Here is a 9,517-nt window from a genome sequence, read left to right as displayed (position 1 = left end):
GCCCTTGGGGCGGCCGGTGGAGCCCGATGTGTGGATCAGGTAGGCGGGGTCCTGGGGCCGCGGGGCGTCCGGGGCGTCCGGGGCGGCCGGGGCGGCCCGCAGCAGCCGCAGCACCGCCGGGCGGTGCCGCCGCCAGACCCGGGGCCAGTTCCCCAGCCGCCCGAACAGGTAGGCCAGCAGGGCACCGAACGCCACGTAGTAGAGGTAGGTGACGGACGCGTAGGTGCGGGTGCCGCTCCAACCGTCCGTGGTCACCCACTCCAGCGGCCACAGCCACACCCGGATGTAACCGTTCCAGCACAGCGACCAGACGAGGAGGCCGCCGAGCAGGGCCAGCAGCGCCGCGCCGTGCAGTTCCCGGTCCCCCAGTGGTTCGGCGTCCTCCGCGGGGCGGGGCGTGTGGCCGAACCGCCAGACGCCGGGGGACGTCGCGGGACGGGGGGCATGGAGCCATCCGGCGAGCGAGGGGGCTGCGGCGGGTGGCGGGGGCGGAGGGAGGCGCCGGTCGGGCGGGGTACCGCGGTCCGTGGGCAGGGTGCTGGGACTCTCGTGCGGTCCGCGCCGCGCGCCGTCCGTCGTCATGGCCTCCGCCGATCCCGGGCGGCCGCTGGGCACAGCCGCCCGTCACTGTGCTGGTCGTCCCCACCCTAGAGGCCCGGCACACCCCGAACGCGGTGTCGCCGCACTTCCAACTGCGCTCCTGTCGCGCGTGGTTGCCCGGGAGCTGCCGGGGCCTGCGGTGCGGCGCGGCAGGCACGCCCCCCCGGGGCGGGGTGGGCAGCGTGCCGCCCCGTGCGCCGACGGGGCCCCGGCCCCCGGGCTCGCGCGGCTGTACCCGGGTCGCGCCGCCCCGGTGCGGAGGATCGTGTGCTACGCCGCGGCCAAGACACGCGAGTGACTGTGCCGTGGCGGTGCATGTCGGCATTGCCCCGATGGCCCTAGCCTGCGAAGTGCAAGCACGGACGCCGGAACCGTGGTGCACGTGACCCCGTCCCGGCACCGAGGCGTCCGCCGCCATCACGTCCGGAGGAGCGCTTCCGATGAGCATCACCCAGGATCTGTCCGGAGGACCGGCGCTGGCCCAGGAGCGCCGTGTCGTCACCGAAATCCCCGGCCCGAAGTCCCGCGAGCTGATGGCGCGCAAGCAGGCGGCTGTCGCCGACGGCGTGGGCGCCGTCCTCCCCGTCTTCGTCGAACGTGCCGGTGGGGCGGTGATCGAGGACGTGGACGGCAACCGTCTGATCGACTTCGGCTCGGGCATCGCGGTGACGTCGGTGGGCAACAGCGCCGAGGCGGTGGTACGGCGGGCGACCGAGCAGCTGACCCGGTTCACGCACACCTGCGCCATGGTCACGCCGTACGAGGGGTACGTGGCGGTGTGCGAGGAACTCGCCGCTGTGACGCCCGGTGACCACGCGAAGAAGTCAGCCCTGTTCAACTCGGGAGCCGAAGCGGTCGAGAACGCCGTCAAGATCGCCCGGACGCACACCGGGCGCCAGGCGATCGTCGTCTTCGAGCACGGCTACCACGGCCGGACCAACCTGACGATGGCACTCACGGCGAAGAACATGCCGTACAAGAACGGGTTCGGACCGTTCGCGCCGGAGATCTACCGCGTTCCCGTCGCCTATCCGTACCGCTGGCTGACCGGTGCGGACAACTGCGCGCAGGAGGCGGCCGCCCAGGTCATCGACCAGATCACCAAGCAGGTCGGCGCGGAGAACACGGCCGCCATCGTCATCGAGCCGTTGCTGGGCGAGGGTGGCTTCATCGAGCCGGCACGCGGGTTCCTGCCGCGGATCGCCGAGTTCGCCCGGGAGAACGGCATCGTCTTCGTCGCGGACGAGATCCAGAGCGGGTTCTGCCGCACCGGGCAGTGGTTCGCGTGCGACGACGAGGGTGTGGTCCCCGACTTGATCACCACGGCCAAGGGCATCGCCGGGGGCATGCCCCTCGCGGCGGTGACCGGCCGCGCGGAGATCATGGACTCCGCGCACGTCGGGGGCCTCGGCGGGACCTACGGCGGCAACCCGGTCGCCTGCGCCGCGGCGCTCGGCGCGATCGAGACGATGCGAGAGCTCGACCTCGCGGCGCGCGCCCGGCGGATCGAGGAGATCATGAAGCCGCGGCTGCAGCAGCTCGCGGAGGAGTTCCCCGCGGTCGGCGAGGTGCGCGGGCGGGGTGCGATGCTCGCGCTCGAGCTGGTGCGTCCCGGCGGTAAGGAGCCCGACCCCGAGCTCACCGCCGCCGTCGCCCGACGGTGCCACCAGGCCGGCCTGCTGGTTCTGACCTGCGGCACGTACGGCAACGTCCTGCGCTTCCTGCCTCCGCTGGTCATCGGCGAGGAACTGCTGAACGAGGGGCTGGACGTCCTGCACGAGGCCTTCGCGGCCTCGGTCTGACGGAGCGCTCCGTGTTCCGCCCCGCGCGGGCGGAACACGGAGCCGCCCGCGCGGGGCAGGGCTCGAAGCGGGACGCCCTGCCCCCGTCCGTCGTGGCGGACGGAGCTGCTCGACGGCGACCTCCCCACCGGGCGCGCCCGTGGTCGACGACCGGGCCCGGTCAACCACGCCGCGACGCCCCACCGTCCGTCCCGACTGCGCCCGTAGCCGCACCGCCGTCGGAACGGCCGGCGACGGGGCGCGTGGTTCCGGCTTCACCCCCGCACAGCGGGGAGAGGGAACGGCGGGGCGCCCCCGGGGACTGGGCCGGCGCGGTGCGCCGGCCGAGCCCCGTGCGACGGAAGGTGAGGGCGAAGGCCTCGTGCATCGCCGACTCCAGTCGCCCGAGATCGGTGAGACGGCCGCTGCCGTCGGGACCGACCAGCCACCGCACCTCGCCCGCGACGACGTCCGGGCGCGGCGTGAGGAGGCGGGTGCCGGTGCCCAGCGCGCGCACCCCAGTGGCCAACCACGCCCCCGCGCTCCCGGGAGGCACGAAGTAGGCGACCGTCCCCGCGCCGCGATCGAGCAGCACGGGGCCGGCCCCGCCTCCCGTGCGATGCAGCACCGCCAGCGTCTCGATCCCCAGGTGCGAGGGCAGCACCAACGCGTCCCAGCGGGCGCCCGCCGACAGTTCGACCGGGCCCCCGCCCCGCGCCCACCGCCGGCGGCAACGCTCCGGGTCGGCCGCTGCCGCCGCGAGCCACAGGACCGCTCCGTCCGTACCGATCGCCCTGCTCATCGTCACTCTCCTCCCGTAGGGCCCCGCGGGGCCGCGTGCCGTCGCAGGGGAGAGGGGCCCGGGCGGGTGTCCTTACGCGGGTTCTCGAAGCCGAGCAGGTTCGACCCGCGTGATCCGCGTCACACCGCCGAGTCGAGTGATCCAACCCCAGGCTTCCGCCGCGGTGCCGGCCGCCTACCATGGCTGCGCCGCCGGAGCGGTGACCCGTCCCCGGGCAGCAGGCGCCCAGGGGCCTCACCGCCGGACTAGGGAGTCACCGATGGACCAGGCCCCGGCCACCACACCGGACCGCGCCACGCTCCGTGCCTTCGTCGCGGACCTGCCGAAGAGCGAACTCCACGTGCACCACGTGGGATCCGCCTCGCCCCGCATCGTGGCGGAGCTCGCAGCCCGGCACCCGGACTCCCCCGTGCCCAAGGATCCCGAGGCGCTGGCCGAGTACTTCACCTTCCGTGACTTCGCGCACTTCATCGAGATCTACGTGTCGGTCGTCGACCTGATCCGGGACGCCGAGGACGTCAGGATGCTGACCTACGAGGTGGCCCGCGAGATGGCCGCCCAGCGCATCCGGTACGCCGAACTGACCGTCACGCCCTACGGAATGACCAAGCGCGGCATTCCGGAGGAAGCGGTGATGGAAGCGCTCGAGGACGCCCGCGGTGCCGCTGCCCGCGACCTCGGCGTGCAGCTGGCCTGGTGCTTCGACATCCCGGGCGAGCTGGGCCTGCCGGCGGCGGAGGCGACCGCCCGGATGGCCTGCGAGCTGCGCCCCGAGGGGCTGGTCTCGTTCGGTCTCGGCGGGCCGGAGATCGGCGTGCCGCGCGGTCCGTTCAAGCCCTACTTCGACCGCGCGATCGCCGAGGGGCTGCACAGCGTTCCGCACGCGGGCGAGTCGAGCGACGCGCAGTCGGTGTGGGACGCGCTCGTGGAGCTGCGCGCCGAGCGCATCGGCCACGGCATCCGCTCGGTCGACGACCCCCGGCTGCTGCAGCACCTGGCCGAGCGCGGCATCCCGCTGGAGGTGTGCCCGACCTCCAACGTGGCAACGCGTTCGACACCATCGCTGGCCGATCACCCGCTGCCCCGGTTGGTGGCAGCCGGGGTGACCGTGACCGTCAACAGCGACGACCCGCCCATGTTCGGCACGGACCTCGCCACGGAGTACCTGGTCGCGGCGGAACTGCTGAACCTGGACGAGGCGGGCATCGCGGGGCTGGCGCGGAACGCGGTTCAGGCCTCGTTCCTCGACACGCCCGCGAAATCACGCCTCGTGGGGGAGATCGACGCTTACCTGGCGTCATGGCGACGCACCCAGGAACCGACGTGACGGCCCCCGCGGCGTGGACAGAGCCCCGCCCCGTGCTGGCGATCGCCCACCGCGGCGACCCCTTCCACCACCCGGAGAACACGCTTCCCTCGTTCCGGTCGGCGCTGGATGCCGGTGCGGACGCGGTGGAACTCGATGTCCGGCTGACCCGGGACGGTGTTCCGGTGGTGCTGCACGACGCCGGCCTGAAGCGCGTCTGGGGCCACGACTGCCCCCTGCGGGAGCTCACCCTGGCCGAGGTGACGGAGCTCTGCGGCGGGTCCGTGCCGACACTGCGCCAGGCCCTGGCGTCGACCTTCCCGAAGCTCACCCTGGTCGACCTGCCGGAACCGGACGGGCGGCTTGCCCGCGAGGTCGTCGCGACGGTCCGGGAGGACGGCTCCATGGGGAGGGTCCGGTACTGCGGGGACCCCGCCGCGCTGCGCGCCGTGCGGGAACACGACTCCGCCGCGGACATCGCCCTGACGTGGAAACTCCCGACACCGATCCGGCGCAGCCTGCTCGCCGACATCGCGCCGACCTGGCTCAACCTCCGCTTCGGGCTGATCGACCGGCGGCTGGTGGAGCGGGCCCATGAGCGCGGCTACCTCGTCGGGGCGTGGACCGCCGACACACGGCGCACCATGCGGCGGCTCATCGGTCTCGGTGTCGACGCCGTCACCTCCAACCGCGTCGCGGTGCTGCGTGAGGAGATCGACCGCACCGGGGACGGTGCGGCGCCGCGGCCACCGCTCTGATCCGCTCCGTCGCCGACCGACATGCCACGAGCGGAACACCCCGCGGGGGTCACGGCGCCCGACAGGCACCGTGACCCCCGCGGGTCTGTGGTCCGCGAGTCAGCAGAGCCACCCACCGGGGACGGGGTCGCAGTGGTTCGGGTGCGGCTGGTCGGCGGCGGCAGCCGTGGCGGCGGCGCCACCGGCGAACATGCCCAGGGCGGCGAGCACGACGGCGAGACGGGTCATGGCGCGGTGCCGAACGAGAGTGCGCATGGTGGGTCCCTTCGGGGGTGGGGGTGGAGCCCCTCGGCGTCGGTCCGGTGGCCCGGCGCGTCGGGACAGCCACCGAACGTAGCAACAGCCGATCCGCGCCACACACGCCCATCAGGCCAACATCTGCCCCACAGGCACCCTCACGCAACCGTCGCACGGGGTGACGGTCCCGGCGGCCCCGCGCCCCCGTCGTCGGGCCCGCACGCTCCGCCCCGCCCCGTGTCCCGGCGGGGAGCCGAGAGCACACGGCAGTGGCGGGGAACCGAAGCCCCCCGCCACTGCCGTGTGTTCGCGACCGGCGCCCTCAGAGAGCCGTCATGACGTGCTTGACCCGCGTGTAGTCCTCCAGTCCGTAGGCCGAGAGGTCCTTCCCGTAGCCGGACTTCTTGAAGCCGCCGTGCGGCATCTCACCGACGAGCGGGATGTGGGTGTTGATCCAGACGCAGCCGAAGTCGAGCGCCTTGGACATCCGCATGGCCCGCTTGTGGTCGGTGGTCCACACCGAGGACGCGAGCGCGTAGTCGACCCCGTTGGCCCACTCCAGCGCCTGGGCGTCGTCGGAGAAGCGCTGCACCGTGATGACCGGGCCGAACACCTCGTTCTGGATGATCTCGTCGTCCTGTCGCAGCCCCGTGACAACGGTCGGGGCGTAGAAGTAGCCCTGCTCCCCCACTCGGTGGCCACCGGTCTCCACCTTGGCGTGCGCCGGGAGCCGGTCCACGAAGCCGGAGACCTTGGCCAGGTGGTCCGCGTTGTTGAGCGGACCGTAGAAGCAGTCCGGGTCGGTGACGTCGCCCGTGCGGACCTCCCCGGCGGCCTTGACCAGCGCCTCGACGAAGGCGTCGTGCACCGAGTCGTGCACGAGGACCCGGGTGGCCGCGGTGCAGTCCTGCCCGGCGTTGAAGAAGCCGGCGTCACGGATGCCCTCCACGGCGGCTTCGAGGTCGGCGTCGCCGAACACCAGACAGGGGGCCTTTCCGCCCAGCTCCAGGTGGACGCGCTTGAGGTCCTTGGCCGCACTCGCCGCCACCTCCATGCCGGCCCGCACGGAACCGGTGATGGACGCCATCGCGGGGACGTCGTGCTCGACCATGAGCCGACCGGTGTCCCGGTCACCGCAGACCACGTTGAACACGCCCTTGGGGAGCACCGCCCCGATGAGCTCCGCGGCGAACACCGCCGAGGCCGGGGTGGTGTCGGACGGCTTCAGGACGACGGTGTTGCCCGCCGCCAGCGCCGGGGCGAACTTCCACACCGCCATCATCACCGGGTAGTTCCACGGCGCCACCTGCGCGCAGACACCGATCGGCTCCCGCCGGACGAAGGAGGTGAGCCCCGCCATGTACTCACCGGCGGACTTGCCCTCCAGCATGCGCGCGGCGCCCGCGAAGAAGCGGATCTGCTCCAGCATCATCGGCAGCTCCTCCTCCCGCGTCAGCTCGAGGGGCTTGCCGGTGTTCTCGCACTCGATCGCCAGCAGTTCGTCCGCGCGCTCCTCGAACGCGTCCGCGATCCGCAGCAGCGCCAGCTGGCGGGTGGCGGGTGTGGCATCACGCCACGCCGGGAACGCTGCCGCGGCCGCGGCCATCGCCGTGTCGACGTCCTCGGCACCGGAGAGCGGCGCGGTGGCGTAGGCCCTGCCGGTCACCGGGTCGACCACCTCGGTGGTCCGGCCGTCCCGGGCGTCCCGGAACTCTCCGTCGATGTAGTTGCGGAGCCGACGCAGTTCGCTGGTCACGGCACCCCTCCTGGTCGCCTTGCACGGGTCTGGAACCCCCAGCCTATGCACGCGCCCCCCGAATGGACACCGGAACAACCACCGAGATCCAGCCCGCCGACAACAAACTTTGCGGTTCACGGTCAGTGACACCGCGAAGCTGCCTGTCCAGAGTGGTCTGGCCGGTTCTTTTCGCTCCGGGACCACCCGATGGAGGGGTTGACGCCCCGAGCACCCCCATACGGCTGCATCTGCACTGTTTATCGCGGCACGACCGAATCCGTGACCATGATCCGACATGTCGCGTTGGTACTGTCGCTGACCAGCCGACCAGCGGAGGTGCCCCGGTGAGCGCCGCCTCATCCGACAACGACATGCTGTGGACTCGCGAGCTGCACTGCGTCCGCGAGGGCACCACCGCCCTGCAGGACGTGGAACTGTCGGTCGCCAAGGGCGAGATCGTCGCCCTGACCGGCCCTCGCGGCAGCGGCAAGACGACCCTGCTGGGGTGCCTTGCCGGCCTGCTCCCGCACCGCGGAGAGGTGTGGTTCGACGACATCCCCGTGCACGAGCTGCCCGCCGGCGTCCGCGACCGGCTCCGCCGCGAACGGTTCGGGAGGGTCTCCGACACCCCCGAGCTGCTGCCCGAGCTGACCGGCTGGGAGAACGTGGCACTGCCGCTCCTCCTCAACGGCACAGGCCACCGCACGGCGCGCCGCGCGGCGACGGAATGGCTGGAGCGGCTGGACGCCGGCGACTGCGCGCGCAAGCGACCCGCCCAGCTGCCGCGCCATCGGCAGCAGCGGGTCGCCATCGCGCGGGCGCTGGTCCACGGGCCCGCGGTCCTCTTCGCGGACGAACCGGCCGCACCCCTGCACCAGGGCGACCGTGCCCAGGCGCTTCGGACGCTCGTGGCTGCCGCACGGTCCCACACCATCACCACGGTCATCAGCGGTCGACCGGACGAGGTCGCGCCCCTGGCCGACCGCACCGTGCGGCTGCTCGACGGCCGCATCACCGCCATCGACGACTCGGCCACGGCGACGGGCTCCGCATGCTCTCTCTCCGCCTAGTGCGTGGGGCCCGGCCCCACGCACATCTGCGACGCCTGACGCTTGCCGGGGCGGCGGGGGGCGCGGGTTTCCTGCTGCTCGCCGCGCTCGCCCACGCGGCCGCCGCACCGGAGAACGCGGCCCAGGGCCTGGCTCTGCTGGCGTGGAGCGCCCTCCCGGTCGCCGCGACAGCGCAGCTCGCCGCCTCGGTGGCGCGCGCCGACCCGGTCAGCGAGCCGCGGTCGGCCCTGGACGCGGTCTCTCTGGGCGTGTCGAGACAGCGCACGCACGCCGCGCTGTCGACCACATTGGCAGCGGGGACGGGAACGCTGCTGGCACTGCTGCTCTTCCTCCAGTTGACCGGCCGTCTCGGCTCTGCGGCGTTCTTCGACGGCGCGGTGCTGGGGCTCCCGGCCGACGGTGGACGCGTGCCGCTGGGCGGGGCGCTGACACTCCTGGTGCTGGTCCCGGTGATCGTGGCCCTCGCCGCGGCCCTGGCGGTACCGGACCGGGAGGGCGGCGCCACCACGGGCGCGCTGCCGTGGGGCGCAGCCCTCGTCGCGGCAGGAGCAGCGGTCAGCGGTTACGCCGCCGCGGTGTCGGACGGCGGGCGGGCGAGCCTCCCGGGACCGCTCGGGGACGTCCCCTCGGGCGTGCCGGCGGGCTGGGGACTGAGCCTGGCAGGAGTGATGCTCGCCTCTCCCGGGCTCACCCGGGCCGCGTCCCGCCTGCTGACGCTGGGCAGCCCCGGCGCTCTGCGGCTCCTGGCGGGCCGCAGCCTGCAGAAGGAGGCCGGTCGGCTGGGCATGCAGCTGGGCACGGTCGCCGTGACCCTGGCGGCGCTGTTCGTCGTGGCGGGGCTGGGCCCGGCGGATTCGGGATCGGCCCCGTTCGGCGTGCTCGGAGCGCTGGGCGCCGTCGTGGTGCTCGTCGCCGTGGGGGGTGCCGCGCTGACCACGGCGGCGACGCTCCGGTCCGCACGCGCGCCGGTCACCCGCACCCTGCGCGAGCTCGGCGCCTCGCCGCGACTGCTCCGCCGCACGCGCCTGGTGCGGGCCGGGGCGCTCTTCGCCGTCTTCGCTCCCCTGACGTGGTCGACGGCACTGCTGCTGGCCCTGCCGCTCCCCGGGTGACACCGCGGGGTCGGCGCCTGGGGCACCGACGACGTGCTGGGCGGGCACCGCTGCCGGAGCCCGCCCAGCACGAGGCGGCGACCGCCGGCGCACGGGAGGCCCCGTGCGCCGGC

At 73.6% G+C, this 9,517-nt stretch carries 9 protein-coding genes; 5 read left to right on the top strand and 4 right to left on the bottom strand.

From position 1 onward, the window contains the following. Positions 1 to 582, bottom strand: a 582-nt coding sequence (locus HCN52_RS02880; protein WP_168086744.1) for an AMP-binding protein, incomplete at its 3' end; no start/stop codon positions are given. 458 nt (positions 583 to 1,040) lie between these two features. Between HCN52_RS02880 and gabT the strand changes: the two genes are divergently transcribed. Then, positions 1,041 to 2,402, top strand: a complete 1,362-nt coding sequence (gene gabT / locus HCN52_RS02875) for a 4-aminobutyrate--2-oxoglutarate transaminase (protein ID WP_168086743.1) — start codon at positions 1,041 to 1,043, stop codon at positions 2,400 to 2,402. A gap of 160 nt (positions 2,403 to 2,562) precedes the next feature. Here gabT and HCN52_RS02870 read toward each other — a convergent pair whose 3' ends face one another. Next, on the bottom strand, positions 2,563 to 3,183 hold the full coding sequence (locus tag HCN52_RS02870; RefSeq protein WP_312876500.1) for a hypothetical protein: 621 nt from the start codon (positions 3,181 to 3,183) through the stop codon (positions 2,563 to 2,565). A 259-nt stretch (positions 3,184 to 3,442) separates the two neighbouring features. On the opposite strand from HCN52_RS02870, the gene HCN52_RS02865 reads away from it, so the two are divergent. After that, entirely contained in the window at positions 3,443 to 4,510 is a 1,068-nt protein-coding gene (locus tag HCN52_RS02865) for an adenosine deaminase (RefSeq protein ID WP_168086742.1), read from the top strand. Beyond that, positions 4,507 to 5,247 (top strand): glycerophosphodiester phosphodiesterase, encoded by a 741-nt coding sequence (locus tag HCN52_RS02860; protein ID WP_312876499.1) that lies wholly within the window; start codon positions 4,507 to 4,509, stop codon positions 5,245 to 5,247. The genes HCN52_RS02865 and HCN52_RS02860 overlap by 4 nt, the downstream gene beginning before the upstream one ends. A gap of 99 nt (positions 5,248 to 5,346) precedes the next feature. Here HCN52_RS02860 and HCN52_RS02855 read toward each other — a convergent pair whose 3' ends face one another. Together HCN52_RS02855 and HCN52_RS02850 are read right to left on the bottom strand one after the other, a co-directional pair. Then, a complete protein-coding gene (locus HCN52_RS02855; RefSeq protein ID WP_168086740.1) occupies positions 5,347 to 5,502 on the bottom strand; it encodes a hypothetical protein in 156 nt (51 codons plus the stop codon). 304 nt (positions 5,503 to 5,806) lie between these two features. Next, on the bottom strand, positions 5,807 to 7,240 hold the full coding sequence (locus tag HCN52_RS02850) for a gamma-aminobutyraldehyde dehydrogenase (RefSeq protein ID WP_168086739.1): 1,434 nt from the start codon (positions 7,238 to 7,240) through the stop codon (positions 5,807 to 5,809). A 353-nt stretch (positions 7,241 to 7,593) separates the two neighbouring features. On the opposite strand from HCN52_RS02850, the gene HCN52_RS02845 reads away from it, so the two are divergent. Beyond that, positions 7,594 to 8,292, top strand: coding sequence for an ABC transporter ATP-binding protein (locus HCN52_RS02845; protein ID WP_168086752.1), 699 nt, complete (start codon positions 7,594 to 7,596; stop codon positions 8,290 to 8,292). After that, positions 8,274 to 9,404, top strand: coding sequence for a hypothetical protein (locus tag HCN52_RS02840; protein ID WP_168086738.1), 1,131 nt, complete (start codon positions 8,274 to 8,276; stop codon positions 9,402 to 9,404). The genes HCN52_RS02845 and HCN52_RS02840 overlap by 19 nt, the downstream gene beginning before the upstream one ends. Positions 9,405 to 9,517 lie beyond the last annotated feature (113 nt).

Source organism: Streptomyces bohaiensis (assembly GCF_012033785.1).
In the GTDB taxonomy this organism is placed as follows: Bacteria; Actinomycetota; Actinomycetes; order Streptomycetales; family Streptomycetaceae; genus Streptomyces; species Streptomyces bohaiensis.
This window is presented reverse-complemented; position numbering and strand designations above follow the sequence as displayed.

Coding starts and splice junctions, on each gene's coding strand:
- HCN52_RS02865 (WP_168086742.1), top strand. CDS start 3,443: ATGGACCAGGCCCCGGCCACCACACCGGACCGCGCCACGCTCCGTGCC.
- gabT (WP_168086743.1), top strand. CDS start 1,041: ATGAGCATCACCCAGGATCTGTCCGGAGGACCGGCGCTGGCCCAGGAG.
- HCN52_RS02840 (WP_168086738.1), top strand. CDS start 8,274: ATGCTCTCTCTCCGCCTAGTGCGTGGGGCCCGGCCCCACGCACATCTG.
- HCN52_RS02870 (WP_312876500.1), bottom strand. CDS start 3,183: ATGAGCAGGGCGATCGGTACGGACGGAGCGGTCCTGTGGCTCGCGGCG.
- HCN52_RS02845 (WP_168086752.1), top strand. CDS start 7,594: ATGCTGTGGACTCGCGAGCTGCACTGCGTCCGCGAGGGCACCACCGCC.
- HCN52_RS02855 (WP_168086740.1), bottom strand. CDS start 5,502: ATGCGCACTCTCGTTCGGCACCGCGCCATGACCCGTCTCGCCGTCGTG.